11 protein-coding genes and 5 pseudogenes are annotated in these 14,688 nt (G+C 68.3%); 13 read left to right on the top strand and 3 right to left on the bottom strand.

Annotated features, from left to right (window positions below):
- Positions 1–59: 59 nt before the first annotated feature.
- Positions 60–368: pseudogene (locus tag AC07F0_RS27120) on the bottom strand (winged helix-turn-helix transcriptional regulator); the annotation flags it as partial.
- On the opposite strand from AC07F0_RS27120, the pseudogene AC07F0_RS27115 reads away from it, so the two are divergent.
- Positions 367–561, top strand: a pseudogene (locus AC07F0_RS27115) (NADP oxidoreductase); the annotation flags it as partial. The pseudogenes AC07F0_RS27120 and AC07F0_RS27115 overlap by 2 nt on opposite strands.
- Positions 495–1,238, top strand: coding sequence for a telomere-protecting terminal protein Tpg (tpg, locus tag AC07F0_RS27110; RefSeq protein WP_478982630.1), 744 nt, complete (start codon positions 495–497; stop codon positions 1,236–1,238). The pseudogene AC07F0_RS27115 and the gene tpg, both read left to right, overlap by 67 nt.
- Here tpg and AC07F0_RS27105 read toward each other — a convergent pair.
- Positions 1,184–1,987: a FadR/GntR family transcriptional regulator gene (locus tag AC07F0_RS27105; protein WP_478982628.1), complete on the bottom strand. Its 804-nt coding sequence runs from the start codon at positions 1,985–1,987 to the stop codon at positions 1,184–1,186. The genes tpg and AC07F0_RS27105 overlap by 55 nt on opposite strands.
- A gap of 131 nt (positions 1,988–2,118) precedes the next feature.
- Here AC07F0_RS27105 and AC07F0_RS27100 point away from each other — a divergent pair, with 131 nt between their 5' ends.
- The 6 genes and pseudogenes from AC07F0_RS27100 to AC07F0_RS27075 all read left to right on the top strand — a co-directional run bounded on the left by AC07F0_RS27100 (position 2,119) and on the right by AC07F0_RS27075 (position 9,097).
- Entirely contained in the window at positions 2,119–3,864 is a 1,746-nt protein-coding gene (locus AC07F0_RS27100; RefSeq protein WP_478982626.1) for an L-lactate permease, read from the top strand.
- Positions 3,865–3,917: 53 nt separating this feature from the next.
- A complete protein-coding gene (locus AC07F0_RS27095; RefSeq protein ID WP_478982624.1) occupies positions 3,918–4,715 on the top strand; it encodes a (Fe-S)-binding protein in 798 nt (265 codons plus the stop codon).
- Between the two features lie 20 nt (positions 4,716–4,735).
- Positions 4,736–6,157, top strand: a complete 1,422-nt coding sequence (locus AC07F0_RS27090; RefSeq protein ID WP_478982827.1) for a LutB/LldF family L-lactate oxidation iron-sulfur protein — start codon at positions 4,736–4,738, stop codon at positions 6,155–6,157.
- Between the two features lie 23 nt (positions 6,158–6,180).
- Positions 6,181–6,825 carry a LutC/YkgG family protein gene (locus AC07F0_RS27085; RefSeq protein WP_478982621.1) on the top strand — a complete coding sequence of 215 codons (645 nt, stop codon included), beginning with the start codon at positions 6,181–6,183 and terminating at the stop codon, positions 6,823–6,825.
- A gap of 40 nt (positions 6,826–6,865) precedes the next feature.
- On the top strand, positions 6,866–7,537 hold the full coding sequence (locus AC07F0_RS27080; protein ID WP_478982619.1) for an ATP-binding protein: 672 nt from the start codon (positions 6,866–6,868) through the stop codon (positions 7,535–7,537).
- 308 nt (positions 7,538–7,845) lie between these two features.
- A pseudogene (locus AC07F0_RS27075) lies at positions 7,846–9,097 on the top strand (IS256 family transposase).
- 31 nt (positions 9,098–9,128) lie between these two features.
- Here AC07F0_RS27075 and AC07F0_RS27070 read toward each other — a convergent pair.
- On the bottom strand, positions 9,129–10,067 hold the full coding sequence (locus tag AC07F0_RS27070) for a MerR family transcriptional regulator (protein ID WP_478982617.1): 939 nt from the start codon (positions 10,065–10,067) through the stop codon (positions 9,129–9,131).
- A 177-nt stretch (positions 10,068–10,244) separates the two neighbouring features.
- Between AC07F0_RS27070 and AC07F0_RS27065 the strand changes: the two are divergent.
- The 5 genes and pseudogenes from AC07F0_RS27065 to AC07F0_RS27045 form a co-directional block, all read left to right on the top strand.
- Positions 10,245–10,934: pseudogene (locus AC07F0_RS27065) on the top strand (helix-turn-helix domain-containing protein); the annotation flags it as partial.
- A 1-nt stretch (position 10,935) separates the two neighbouring features.
- Positions 10,936–11,217, top strand: a pseudogene (locus AC07F0_RS27060) (hypothetical protein); the annotation flags it as partial.
- 77 nt (positions 11,218–11,294) lie between these two features.
- Positions 11,295–11,501, top strand: a complete 207-nt coding sequence (locus AC07F0_RS27055) for a hypothetical protein (protein ID WP_478982837.1) — start codon at positions 11,295–11,297, stop codon at positions 11,499–11,501.
- A gap of 550 nt (positions 11,502–12,051) precedes the next feature.
- Positions 12,052–12,201 (top strand): hypothetical protein, encoded by a 150-nt coding sequence (locus AC07F0_RS27050; RefSeq protein WP_478982615.1) that lies wholly within the window; start codon positions 12,052–12,054, stop codon positions 12,199–12,201.
- A gap of 589 nt (positions 12,202–12,790) precedes the next feature.
- The gene (locus AC07F0_RS27045; protein ID WP_478982614.1) at positions 12,791–14,656 is read left to right on the top strand and encodes a B12-binding domain-containing radical SAM protein; all 1,866 of its coding nucleotides are present in this window, start codon (positions 12,791–12,793) and stop codon (positions 14,654–14,656) included.
- Positions 14,657–14,688: the final 32 nt, after the last annotated feature.

Genomic DNA, 14,688 nt, shown 5'->3' with positions numbered 1-14,688 from the left:
GATCCGCTGGGAGATCCGCGCCGACATCCACGAAGCCTTCCCCACTCTGGGATGTGCACTCATCTGCTGGCGACGTCTGCGCTCATGCTGTTGACCCGTCTGGCAAGTTGGACGAGGGAACTGCGGTCAGGAGTGCATGCTGCTTCCTGGGCGGCCATAACCTCATCGCCGTACTCGAAGGCCCATGCGCCGACGGCGTCGATGGGCGCCAGCAAGGTCCGGCCCAGAGCGGTGAGTTGGTACTCGCCCCGTGATGGCGCGTCGAGGTCTGCCTGCCGGTCGACCAGTCCGTTGAACTGCAGCCGGCGCAGAGTCTCGGTGAGGACCTTGGAACTGATGCCCCCGATCCGCTCCCGTAATTCGACCGGGGACGACGAGACGGCTCTCGTGCGTGTGCGCGAGTTGGTGCGGAACGTGGGCTGTGAAACCGTGGCTGGCGGCGGTCTCGAACGTGCGGGACTCCTGGAAGCGACCGCCGGGCTGTTCATCGCGCTGTGGGTCGGCGAGGGAGCGGATGCCCAGGCAATCGCCCCTCCGCTGGCATACGCGGCCGGACCGAGCTTCCAGGAAGCGAAGTGCGGCACGGCGGCTTTCCGTCAGGGTCTCCAAGAGGAGCCCAAGCACAGAGGAGGCACTACCTCGTCAAACAGTACAAGGGCACCAAGCCGGTCGCCGATCTCCTTGAGTGTGCCGGCGCACCGGGGAGCGGTACGTCGCGGGCAAGCTCATGCGTCCCCGCCGGAGTCTGTGGTGAGCGCATGGAACGTGAGGTGAAGCGGCGGTGGCAACCGCAGATCCGTGCGAAGGTGACGAAGCAGGCCGCCAGCACCGGCGGTCTGGTTGTGTCCACCCGGGCACGCTGCGGGTTCACCGCCGCACCGGGCACGATCGACGCCGGCCGCATCCCCGACCTCACCCAGGCCCTGCCGCCGCGCTGGGCGGGCCGCCTCAACTACGCCCGCGATGCCGGCGCCCCGGAGCAGCAACTCCAGCGCATCGCGGCCGAGGGCCGGCGGAGCTCATCGCGGGTCATCCACACCATGCGGGGGCCGTCTTCGTCGGCGGCCTGGACGATCCGCTTGACCAGGGTTGTGCACAGGTGGGCGGCGCGGAGACGTGCTCCTCGACGCCGAACACTGCTGCTGCGCGCGCCTGGCCCGCCGCACCAATGTGGGACACGGTCTTATGGCGCTGCGGGGTCTGAGCCGTCGATAACCTTCTTCACGATGTCCCGGTGAAAGCCGCGCACATGTGCCTCCACGAGATTGCCGGCCGACTCGGTGTCTCCGGCTGCGATGGCTTCGTAGATCGCGTGGTGCTCCGCCCGCAACCGGGAGGCGACCTTCTCCCAGTCGTCGAGCTTGTTGAACACGGTGAGGAGGGTGTGCCGCACCGCATTGCGGACCGCGATGGTCATGTCAGCCATCAGCCGGTTGCCCCCGGCCTCGGCGATGGCAACGTGGAAGTCGGTGTCGCAGTCGTTGAACTGTTCTCGGGGCAGGCTTGCGTCGTCCATCCGGAGCAGGGGATCGCGGATGCGCTCGAGACCGTCCTCGGTGACGAGTTCCGCGGCCAGGCGGGCGCTGGCGCGCTCCAGCGTGGCGCGGGCCTCGATGACGTCACCCATCGGAAAGTTCGCCAGCGCGATATGCAGCCGCAGCAACTGGGTGAGACCGGCGTCCGGCATGGCCGCGATCACGGTGCCGGAGGACGGCCCGGTCCCCACGCGTGAGCGCAGCACCCCCTGGGCCTCCAGGACGCGCAGCGCCTCCCGCACCGCGGCCCTGCTGACACCGAGCATGTCGACGAGCTCCCGCTCGGGCGGCAACTTGTCACCGACTCGCAGTCGGCCCGCGATGATCTGCTCTTCGATCCTGGCCAGCACGAGTTCGAAGGTGCGCGAGCGGGGCACTGGCTCCCAGGCCGCAGCCATGTCAGCCATAGAAAGCCCTTTCTCGCGGCTCGTAACTCCATAGGTGTTGATCATAGCTTGAGTACCCCGCCCTTTGGTCTGACCAAGACGCAATTCGGCCGTTCGAACCTCTGGACAAGTCGGTGCTCGCTGCCTAGCGTGAGAAACCAAGCAATGGTCTGACCAAGCCCCCAATGTGAGGGTTCATGTACCAGCCAGATCTCTCTCCCGTGGCCGACAGCCTCGCTCTCTCGTCACTCGTTGCCGTCCTGCCGCTGCTCACGCTCTTCGTCCTCCTCGGCGGTCTGAGGATGAAGGCTCACTGGGCCGGACTCGCCTCGCTGGCCGTCGCGGTGGCGGTGGCCGTGACCGCTTACGGCATGCCTGCCGACCTCGCCCTGCTCTCGGCGAGCGAAGGAGCGGCCTTCGGGCTGTTCCCGATCATGTGGATCGTCATCACTGCCATCTGGGTCTACCAGCTCACCGTCGTCAGCGGCCGCTTCGAGGACCTGCGCCGGGCCTTCGGCCTGATCAGCACCGATCCGCGCGTCCAAGCCATCATCATCGCCTTCTGCTTCGGCGGACTGCTCGAGGCGCTGGCCGGGTTCGGCGCGCCGGTGGCAATCACCGGGGTGATGCTGATGGGACTCGGCTTCGCCCCGGTCAGAGCCGCCGTCACCGTGCTGGTCGCCAACACCGCTCCCGTCGCATTCGGCGCCATCGCCACGCCCATCATCACGGCCGGCAACCTGACGAAGATCCCGTACACGGAGATCGGCGCATATGTCGGCCACCAGACACCGCTGGTCGCCTTCTTCGTGCCGCTTCTTCTTGTCGCCCTGGTCGACGGCCGCCGCGGAGTGCGCCAGACCTGGCCGGTCGCGTTGGTGTGCGGCGCGGTGTTCGGCCTGGCTCAGTTCGTCAGCGCCACCTACCTCTCGGTGGAACTGACCGACATCATCGCCTCGCTGGCCGCCCTGGCCGCCATCGTCCTCTTCCTCCGTGTCTGGCGGCCGCAGGGCGGTGAGGAGGCCAGGACCGATCTCCACAAGGCGGCGGCGGAGGAGCAAGGGGACGGTTCGGCAGGTCAGCCGTCGAAGCCAGGGCACGGCGACCGGCCCGTGGCGCCGTCCGGAACGCGCACCGGGCCGGACCGCAGTGCCGTGACCGGAACGCTCCCGATGGAGGGCACCGCCCAGCGGATCGATGGCCCCAGGATCCTGATGGCCTTCCTGCCCTACCTGATCATCATCGGGGTCTTCTCGCTCGCCAAGCTGTTGACTCCCCTCAAGGAGCTCCTGACCGCCTCCGACGCGAAGTTCGGCTGGCCCGGACTGGACGGCGAAGTCCTCACCGCCACCGGCCAGGCGTCGGTCACCACGGTCTACACCTTCCCCTGGCTGTCCTCGCCCGGCACCCTGCTGTTGCTGTCGGGCGTCGTGATCGCCGCCGTCTACCGGGTGACCCCCGCAGCCGCAGCCCGGGAATTCACCGCCACGCTGCACAAGCTGCGCTGGGCGCTGCTGACCGTCGCCGCTGTCCTCGCACTCGCCTATGTGATGAACCTGTCCGGACAGACCATCACCATCGGCACGTGGATCGCCGGAGCCGGTACGGCCTTTGCGTTCCTCTCGCCCGTCCTCGGCTGGCTGGGCACCGCGGTCACCGGGTCGGACACCTCCGCCAACGCCCTGTTCGCCACGCTCCAGCAGACTGCCGCGAACAAGGCAGGACTCGATCCGACGCTGCTGGTGGCGGCCAACACATCCGGCGGTGTCGTCGGCAAGATGATCAGCCCGCAGAACCTGACCATCGCCGCCACCGCGGTGGGCCTCATCGGCCGTGAGTCCCAGCTCTTCCGGGCGGCGATCAAGTGGAGCCTGATGCTCCTGCTTGCCCTGTGCGTGCTGGTGTACCTCCAGTCCAACGTCCTGTCCTGGATGCTGCCATGAGCCTCAAACCCGCGCAGGAGCCGTCGCCGGCCTTGCCCCCCACTCACGGAACCATGCGGATCGCACTGTTCATCACCTGTCTCAACGACACGCTCTTCCCAGCCACCGGCCGGGCGGTGGTGACGCTGCTGGAGCGGCTGGGTCACCGCGTGGAGTTCCCGCTGGAGCAGACCTGCTGCGGCCAGATGCACTTCAACACCGGATACCAGCGCGACTGTGTGCCGCTCGTCCGGCGCTTCGCCGAGGCCTTCGCCGGTTACGACGCCGTCGTCACGCCGTCCGGCTCGTGCGCCGCCATGGTGCGCGAACACCACGGGCGGGTCGCTGAGGTGTCCGGCGATGACCGGCTGCCCGTCGCGGTCCGTGACGCGCCGCGTGTGTACGAACTCTCCGAGTTCCTCGTCGACGTCCTCGGTGTCACCGATGTCGGGGCGTACTTCCCGCACAGGGTCACCTACCACCCCACGTGCCACTCCCTGCGCATGCTCGGCGTCGACGACCGGCCCCTCGCCCTGCTGCGGGCCGTCCGCGGCATCGACCTGGTGGAACTCGGCGCGGCCGACCAGTGCTGCGGGTTCGGCGGCACCTTCGCCCTCAAGAACGCCGACACGTCGGTGGCCATGTGCACGGACAAAGTACGGCACGTCCTGGCCACTGGAGCCGACGTGCTGTGCGCTGGTGACAACTCCTGCCTCATGCACATCGGCGGCGCGCTGTCCCGCCTGCGCTCCGGAGTGAACGTCATGCACCTCGCCGAGATCCTCGCGTTCACGGAGAAGGCACCGGTACACGGCGCGGCGGAACCCTCACCCGCCTCCTGGCGCGGCACCGAAAGGACGAAGACCCCGTGAGCGACGCGACGTTCCTGGGCATGCCGGCCTTCCCGGCGGCGGCGGCGAGCACCGTGCGCGATTCCCAGCTGCGCGGCAATCTGGCCCGTGCCACCGGCACCATCCGCTCCCGGCGTGCGGCGGCCGTCGGTGAGCAGGACGACTGGGAGCAGCTGCGGGAGGCCGGGCGTGCGGTCAAGGAACGCACCCTGCGCCATCTGGACCGGTATCTGCTGCAGGTGGAGGAGAAGGTGACCGCGGCGGGCGGCAAGGTGCACTGGGCGCGCGACGCCGAGGAGGCACGCCGCATCGTCGTCGGCCTGGTGCAGGACACCGGTGAACGGGAGGTCGTCAAGGTCAAGTCGATGGTCACCCAGGAGATCGGGCTCAACGAGGCGCTGGCCGACGCCGGCATCGACGCGTACGAGACCGATCTGGCCGAGTTGATCGTGCAACTCGGCCAGGACCAGCCCTCCCACATCCTGGTCCCGGCCATCCACCGCAACCGGGCGGAGATCCGGGAGATCTTCCTGCGGTCGATGGGCGCGTACGGCACCGCCGCACCGGCCGACCTGGACGACGATCCGCGGCGGCTGGCCGACGCTGCGAGGTGTCATCTGCGGGAGAAGTTCCTGCGGGCCAAGGTTGCCGTCTCTGGTGTCAACTTCCTGGTCGCCGAGACCGGAACGGCGGTCGTGGTGGAGTCCGAGGGCAACGGGCGGATGTGCCTGACGCTGCCCGATACGCTTATCTCGGTGGCCGGGATCGAGAAGGTCGTACCAACCTGGCAGGACCTCGAGGTCTTCCTGCAGTTGCTGCCGCGCTCCTCGACGGGGGAGCGGATGAACCCCTACACCTCGACCTGGACCGGCACGACCGCCGACGACGGGCCCCGCGCCTTCCATCTGGTGCTGGTCGACGGAGGGCGCACCGATGCGCTCGCCGACCCGGTCGGCCGGCAGGTACTCAACTGCATCCGCTGCTCCGCGTGCCTCAATGTGTGCCCCGTGTACGAGAGGGTGGGCGGACACGCCTACGGATCGGTCTACCCCGGCCCGATCGGTGCCGTCCTCAGTCCTCAACTGCGGGGCACCACCTCGGAAGTGGACCGTGCCCTGCCGTACGCGTCGTCGCTGTGCGGGGCGTGCTACGAGGTCTGCCCCGTCAAGATCAACATCCCCGATGTGCTGGTGCATCTGCGGGCCCGGATCGTCGAGGAGGGGCGCGGGCGACTCGTGCCGAAACCGGAGCGCCTGGCGATGGCCGCCGCACGCTGGGTGCTCTCCCGTCCCTCGCGTCTGACGGCCGCGCAGCGAGCGGGAGCCCTGGCCGCACGGCTGGTGGCCCGGCGCGGGCGAGTGGGCCGGCTGCCCGGCCCGCTGTCCCGCTGGACCGACACCCGCGACGCCCCGGTCCCGCCCGCGGAGACCTTCAGCGCCTGGTGGAAAGGGACGCATCGATGACCGCACGCCGGAAGGAGGCAGAGATGAACGCGCGAACCGAAGTACTGGACCGCATCAGGCGCGCCCTGGACGACGTGCCCGCGAGTGAGCGTCCACAGGACGTCCCGGTGCCCCGCCAGTACTCCCGCGGCGGCCGACCGCCGGCCGGTTCGGCGGCGACCGTGGAACTGCTCGCCGAACGACTCGCCGAGTACGGGGCGTCGGTACACCTCGTACCCACGCAGGACGTCGCCTCCCGCGTGGGGCGGTTGGTGGCCGGCCTCGGCGCCGGTTCCGTCGTGGTACCCCGTGGCTTCCCGTCTGAGTGGCGGTCCGCGCTGGACCCCGACCGGGTGCTGACCGACGAGCCCCGACTTCCGGTCGCCGAACTGGACCGGGCCGGTGCGGTGGTGACGACCGTGGCCGCCGCCATCGCCGCGACCGGAACCCTCGTGCTGGACGGTGGCCCCGGCCAGGGCCGGCGCGCCCTGACGCTGGTGCCTGACGTCCATGTGTGCGTCGTACGCGCCGGACAGGTCGTGGCGTCCGTGCCGGAGGTGTTTGCCGTCCTGGATCCGGTGCGTCCACTGACCTTCGTCTCCGGGCCGTCGGCCACCAGTGACATCGAACTCGACCGAGTGGAGGGCGTGCACGGTCCGCGCACGCTCGAAGCCCTCATCGTCGTCTGAGAGTCCGATTATCTCGTCCTCGTAGGAAGAGAGTTGAGCAGTGAAGCCCGCTCTGCACCCAGTACCGCACCGGCACGCAGCAGCACCGACCGCCCCTCATTCGATCCCCCGGCCCGACAACCCCTCGGCGTCGGCGAGCTGCACGCTCCCCGCCGAGAAACGTGCGGTAGCGACAGCCAGGGCGTTCGCCCGGGACCGGCTGACGGCATGGCACCTGGGGGACGAAACGGCCGAGACGGCGAGCGTCGTGGTGTCGGAGTACGTCACCAACAGCGTTCAGCACAGCGGCGCCCACCACGTCACCCTGCGACTCGCCCGCTGCGAGTCACACCTGTGGATCGAGGTCGTCGACGCCGGTGTGTGGCGAAACCGCACGGGTCCCGAAGAAAACGGCCTGGCCGAGTGCGGCCGGGGCTTCTGGGTGGTCGAGGCACTGTCCCAGCGGTCCGGAGTGCACCGCACCCAGCACGGCACCCACGCCTGGGCGCTGCTGCCGCACGCCCCCGCCACGTGCAAGCGCCCCGACCGCTCGTTAGCCGGGCGCCCCGGTACGCGGACTGGTTCACGCCGCTCACCCGCACGCCCCTCGGTCCTTCGCCTCCCCGGTTGCACCGGTAGGGCGGCGGCCCCGGCAGGGCGCTTTCGGACGGCCGCAGCCAGTGCGGCCCTGGCGTACGGCAAGGGAATCCCGGGCCCCAGGCCCGACCGTTGACATCGCCCAGCGGCGTTCCGAAACCGGAAAGTCCGGGGGCAACAGGCGCGCACGGGTTGTGCGTCGGATGCGCGACGAGCCGACCGCCGGGTGCGCCATCAGGTGCCGCCGCCGTGCTCGAAGTACAGGCCGGACACGGCGCTCGGCACCGAGGTCTAGTGCTGTGACCGCATAGGTTCGCCGGGGAGCAATGCTCATGACCTGTGGATCGGCCTCGGGTTGGACGCGAAGAGGCGTACCTTCCCAAGTGATCGACTTCTGGTCATCGAGTAGGCCGATGTTGCACCGTCGGCCGGGAAGGCACGCCCGTGCTGAGCGTAGTGAATGCCGATGGAACGGCCGAGACCGGCTCCCTGATCGACGACATCGTCCGCGAGGGTGCGAGGCGGATGCTGGCCGCCGCCCTGGAGGCTGAAGTCAACGCCTACATAGCCGAGTTGGCCGACCAGCGCGGCGAGAGCGGGCACCGCCTGGTCGTCCGCAACGGCTATCACCAGCCGAGGAAGGTCACGACCGCAGCCGGGGTGGTCGAGGTGAAAGCCCCGCGGGTGAACGACAAGCGCGTCGACGAGGCCACCGGCGAGCGCAAGCGGTTCTCCTCGGCCATCCTGCCGCCGTGGTGCGCAAGTCCCCGAAGATCAGCGAGGTGCTGCCCCTGCTCTGTCTCCACGGTCTGGCGTCCGGCGACTTCGTGCCCGCGCTGGAGCAGTTCCTCGGTTCGACAGCCGGCCTGTCGGCAGCGACGATTACCCGCCTTACCCAGCGGTGGCAGGCCGACCACCAGGCATTCGGCGAACGCGATCTGTCCATCTGCGACTACGTCTACGTGTGGGCCGACGGCATCCACCTGCGCATACGCCTGCGGGAGGCGAAGTTGTGCGTGCTCGTGCTGATGGGTGTACGTGTGGACGGCACCAAGGAGCTGATCGCCATGGCCGACGGCTACCGCGAATCAGTCGACTCCTGGGCGGATCTGCTGCGTGACTGTGCGCGGCGCGGGATGCGCGCTCCCGTCCTCGCGGTCTGCGATGGGGCGCTCGGATTCTGGAAGGCCCTGGCCGAGGTCTTCCCTGAGGCCCGGCATGAAGGTGCTGGGTTCACAAGATCGCCAACGTCGCGAACGCCCTGCCAAAGTCAGCGCAGCCTGGGGCCAAGAAGGCCCTGCAGGAGATCTACAACGCCGAGGACCGCGACCACGCGCTCAAGGCCGTCGCAGCGTTCGACAGGACCTACGGGACGAAGTTCCCCAAGGCAGTGAAGAAGCTCACCGATGACGTCGACGAGCTGCTGGCGTTCTACGACTTCCCCGCCGAGCACTGGATCCATCTGCGCACCACGAACCCCATCGAGTCGACCTTTGCGACTGTCCGTCTGCGCACGAAGGTCACCAAGGGCGCTGGCAGTGCGGCCGCCGCCCTGGCCATGGTGTTCAAGCTGGTCGAATCCGCCCAGGCCCGGTGGCGGGCCGTGAACGCTCCCCACCTCGTCGCCCTCGTCCGTGCCGGAGACCGGTTCGAACGAGGGCAGCTCATCGAGCGCACCGAGGGCCTCGCAGCCTGATCTTCGGACCGCCAGGGCCGGGCGACGCGGGCTACTGCTTGAGCCTGGTGCGCAGGGCCTCGATGAACCAGGTAAACACCGGTGTCAGGGTCGGCTGGATGGGCCATCCGTTGATGACGGCCAGGAGATGCAAATAGCGTTCCGCGCGGGGGTCGTTGGCGATCTCCAGGCGGGTCAACAGCCAGCGGCGCAGTTCGGTGTCGTCGGCGCGGTCGAAGACCTGGGCGTAGCGGGCGGTGAGGGCGTCGATGACGGGGGTCGCCCCGGCGGAGACGGGGTCAATGTCGGCGGTGAGGGCGCGGCCGACCTGGTCGCGGACTGTTTGGGTGAGGTCGTGGTGCAGACCAGTGGTGTCGCCCTGGGCACGTTCGGCTGCCTGGTGCTCGGCCATCCGGCGTACTGCGGCGCGGAATTCCGGATCCTGGCTGAGTTCGGCGAGTTCCATCCAGGCGTCGACCTGATCAGGTTCGGGGTCCTCCGGCAGCTCGGGCATGGCCGAGCGCATCATCTCCACGAAGTCGGGGTTGGCGTCCAGGCCCCCGAAGGTGTCGTCGATGAAGTCGTTGATGAGACGCCGGCGTTCGTCGTCGGAGAGTCTTGCGAGCTTGTGCATGAGGTCCATTTCCTCCGGGCTGGAGCCCCGCTTGGCCACCGCTCGTAGCACCGCGCGCCGCAGGCGCAGGGTGCGGATCTGCACGTCCAGAGCGTCGGCATGCGCGGCCGCGACCTCGGGCACTGAGATCTCCCGGTCCAGCACCTGCCGGATGACGGCAAGATCGAGTCCCAGATCACGCAATGTCCGCACCAGATCCAGACGCGCGAGCGCATCGATGTCGTAGAGCCGGTAGCCAGCCGGGCTGCGGTCAGTCGACGGCACGATTCCGGTATCGGAGTAGAACCGTATGGCTTTCACCGTCAGCCCGGTCCGCCGGGCCAACGCCCCGATCGTGTAAAGCGTGTCGTCGTCCATGCCCCCACCCTGGTGTCTCCCCTTACGGGAGACTCAAGTCCATCCTTCAGGAGCCCCGGTCAGCCCGGATGTGGGCTTCTCCATCCAATCCACAGGTCTTGACAATTGCTCTTCGCCGGGTTGGTGGTTGGAGCAGTTGGATGGGTGGTGACGTTAGTTCCCGCTGTTGGAGGTGTGGTGGCCGAGCCTGTGCGGGTGCGCAGACTGACCGATCAAGAAGGGCAGAAGCTGCAGCAGATCGTGCGCCGGGGAAGTACCGGCTCGGTGCGCTATCGCCGGGCGATGATGCTGCTGGCGTCCGCCGGCGGGAATCGGGTACCGGTGATCGCACAACTGGTCCAGGCCGACGAGGGCACAGTGCGCGATGTGATCCACCGGTTCAACGAGATCGGCCTGGCTTGCCTGGACCCTCGGTGGGCGGGAGGCCGTCCCCGCCTGCTCACCCCTGACGACGAGGACTTCCTCATCCGGACGGCCACCACTCGCCCCACCAGGCTCGGCCAGCCCTTCACCCGCTGGTCGATCCGCAAGCTCTCCGCCTACCTGCGGAAAATGCACGGACGTGTCATCCGCATTGGCCGTGAAGCCTTAAGGTGCCTGCTCCGGCGCCGCGGCGTCACCTTCCAGCGCACCAAGACTTGGAAGGAGTCGCCCGACCCTGATCGCGACGCCAAGCTCGACCGGATCGAGCAGGTGCTGGATCGCTTCCCGGACCGAGTCTTCGCGTTCGACGAGTTCGGGCCCTTGGGGATCCGGCCTACCGCGGGCTCCTGCTGGGCGAAGCAGGGCAAGCCCGGCCGGCTGCCGGCGACCTACCGCCGCACCCACGGCGTCACCTACTTCCACGGCTGCTACTCCGTGGGCGACCATGGACGGCACCCTGGTCCCCACCCGTGACCACACCATCGCCTGCCCGCCCAACTCGTCGGCGGTGCCGCGTCCTGACCTTCGGGCCTCGGCCGTGCTGCTGCTCCTGATCGTGCGCCCCAACGTCGGAGGGGGGAGGGGCCGTATCGTGCGCGAGGGCTTTCCTCGCTGGGCGCAACTGAGCGAGGAAGACCTGCTCAATGCGATGCGGCAGGACACCCGAGCTGTCCGCGTCCACGCGCTGTCCCTCATCGCTGTCGTTAGGTTCGAGCGCCTGGCCCGCGCGGTCGACATCATCCTCGCTGCTCTCGCCCCGCTCCTGATCGCGGCCGTCCTCGCGGTCGTCGGAAGCCACGCAGCATGCCCGCCCCGGCCACGACCAGGCGCCGGCTCGTCGACGAACTGGTCCGCTCCTACACCCGACACCGCTACGAGGCGATGCTCGGCGGCATCCACACCCACAACGGGCAGGACCTCCGCCTGGTCCTGTTCGTCGCGTACGACGCGGTCCGCCTGGCCGCGGCTCGCCCCGGCTCGGGACTCACCGCGGGCGATGGGGGTGGGTGAGGTGGTTTCGCCGGGGGCGGAAGGTCGGCAGCGCGATCGAATCGGCAGGCCGGCGGGTCCCACGGTTCCGCCAGTACGGCGAAGCCCTGCGGCCTGCCCTGCCACCAGGCGGCGACCGCACGGGCGAGGTCGGAACAGCCACCTCCAGCTCCGCCTCGGCCGCGACGGCCTTTGGTACGCCTACGAGTCCGAGCCGGGCCGCGACGACGGGTGGCCCAGGGGTACGCCTGATAGGCCTGATCCGGACCCGGTCGGTGCCCTGACCGGGTCCGGTGTTCCGGGCGACTCGTGAGATACCTTCAGGAAATGTTGCATTTGCGGCTCTCGGTGTCGCTCAGTTGGCATATCCAACTATTTCCTGGTTGAGATCAGATGCAAAAACCGTGACCGCTGAAGGAAATGGCTGAAAGCGGTTGCCCAGCGAACTGCTGACATCTTGTGAGGGCCCCATCACGGAGTTAGCTTTGCTTTCGCGCCGGATGGCCAGGAGTCGGGTGTTGGCCGTGTGAACCACCTCGCAGGGCACCATTCATCAGGACAGGAGATCCGCATGAACGTGAACCACGAGACCGCCCAGGACTTCGACATCGACGCTCTTCTCTCTCTCGCCGAGGCTGACGAGGCCCTCTCCGTCGAGGCAGTCGCCCCGAACCGTCTCAACAGCAAGTACGCCCTTCTCCAGGAGTCCGGCACCAACTGAGCCGCGACGGCTTCAGTCCGGCCTGACCGGCTGAAGCGCGCTCCGTCCGCGCTATGACGGCCACACTCGACTCCCCATCCGGCACCAAACCTCGGTGAGAGTTCACATGCGGCAGCCTCGAATCCTTCTCATCAACCCTCCCACGTGGAACGTCTACGCGCCTCACCTGGCGGTTCCCCTACTGGCCGCAGTGATGCGCCGGCACGGCTGGCACGTGTCATCTCTCGACCTGAGCATCGAGCAGACGGACTGGCTGCTTTCGGCAGAAGGGCTGGAAGCGTTACTTCCGCTGGCCGAGGGACGCCTGGACAACGCGGCGCCTGAGGAGCGACGAGCGCATGAGGAGATCCTCGCTGTTTTCGGCGACACGACGGCGCGCATCAACAGCGCCAGAGCCGCACTCAAGTCCCGTGACATCCTCACGGACCCGCTCGCCTTTGCGGATGCGGCTACGGTCCTCCGTAATGGTCTCGCTTGTGTTTCTGCTTCATTTCCCGGACTGAACTTCGACCTTCGGGGAAACTTCTCGTGTTTTTCTCACCGGAGCTCTGAATCCGTTCTGGAAGCCGCCAGGTCGGCGGATCGTAATGTGTACGGATGGGCTCTGGAGCGTCGCCCGATCCCCGACCTGGAAGACAGTGACCTGGCGGTGGTCGGTATCTCGGTGTCGGCCGACACGCAGCTGATCGCGGCTCTCACCGCCGCCCGCCACGTCAAGCGCCGGCGGCCCGACGTGCACGTGGTCATGGGCGGTAACCTCACGACGCGCATGGTGAGCCGCTGGCAGGAAGAGCATCCCTTCTTCGAGTACGTGGACTCCTTCGTGTCCTACGAGGGTGAGGACGCACTGCCCGCGCTGTGCGACCGGATCACCGGTGCCGATGACAGGGCCGTCCCGGGGCTGCTGGAGCGCGACGGGCGCGGCGGACTCCTGCGTACCCCGGCAGCCATGGTCGACGTCTCCGACCTGCCCACGCCGGACTTCGACGGTCTGCCGCTCGACTCGTACTTCGCGCCCGGACCCGTCCTGCCGCTTCAGGCGTCACGGAGCTGTGCCTGGGACTGCGCCTTCTGCTCGATCCCGTTCGCCAGCAACAAGTTCCGCATCCGCCGCGCCGACCAGGTCGTCCACGACATGACCACTCTCGCGGCCAAACACGGCAGTGACACCTTCATGTTCGTCGACGAGATCATGACGCTCACGTCGTTGCGCGGGGTGTCACGGCAGCTGATCGACGGAGGTCACAACCTCTTCTGGTACGGGGAAACCCGGTTCAGCAAGGGCCTCGACCAAGAACTGGCGAAGGCTCTGCGAGACTCCGGGTGCCGACGGCTCGACCTCGGTCTCGAGTCGTACAACCAGCGTGTGCTGGACCTGATGCGCAAGGGCACCAAGGTCGCTGACATCGAGCCGTCGCTCCAGGCTCTCCTGGGGAACAAGGTGCCCGTCCACCTCTTCTGCATGACCGGGTTCCCGGGAGAGACGGAGGAAGAGGCGCTGCGAACCCAGGAGTTCGCCGCGGAGACTCTCCGCCGCTCCACGGAGGAGTTCGGCGTGCCGTACTCCACGGCCGCCAACGGGCCCTTCATCCTTGACGTGCTCTCCCCGGTCGGTGAGCGTCCCGATCTGTTCGGCGTCGAGTTGGTTCCACCCGGCAAGGGCGAGGACCTGGCGTTCGACCTCGACTACACGGTCGCCGAGGGGCTCACACAGGAGGATGCCCTACGACTCACCTCCAGCGGGCCGGGTGCGGCCGCGGGAGCCGCGTTCCACAGGGGGACCTGGATCGGCGACGCGGAGGAGTGGTCGTTCCTGTGGGCGATGGCTGAAGCGGAGTTGCCGGCCCGGCGGGTGACCGCGCCTGCTGCCCCGTGCCCCGATGTGGACTCCGTGACCATGGTGCGGCTCGCGGACGGCGTGCGTGCCCGGACTTCGGTCACCGGTCGGGGAATCCTGCTGCACGTACCGTTGGGCGATGCCCTGCTGTCGGTACCGCAGGAGTGGCATCCGTTGCTCGATGGCCGCTTCCACGCGGTAGCCGACCTGTGGGAGAACTTCGCCTCCACCGGACAGGCCGCGACCACTCTGCTGCGGCTCGCTGCCCACGGCGCCATCACTCTGGAACCGGCTGGCTCCTCCGGCTTGCGTAGCCCCCTCTGGTACGCCGCTCACCCGCACGAGGTGGTGGACAGCCGAGCCGACGGCAGCTGCCTGCTCGTCTCTCCGGAGACGGGAAACCGAGTGAGGGTCTCCGCAGCCGGCCGACTCCTGTGGCTGCTCACGGCCGACGGTGCGACCGTTTCGGAACTGGCGGCCCGATCACGGCTGCGGGAAGGGCAACTGCATTCGCTGCTGCGGGATCTGATCAGGCATCATGTGATCGCCGCGGCCGCCCTCCACCCGGAGCTTCTCGGGTTGCCCCGCCGGACCGCTGTGGCGCAGCGCGTTCACTGACGGGCCCCACCCGAGTCCACCGTCGAACTGCC

The sequence above is a fragment of the Streptomyces sp. NPDC045955 genome (assembly GCF_056430805.1).
Note: the sequence above shows the minus strand (reverse complement) of the source record. Positions and strands in the feature narration are given on the sequence as shown.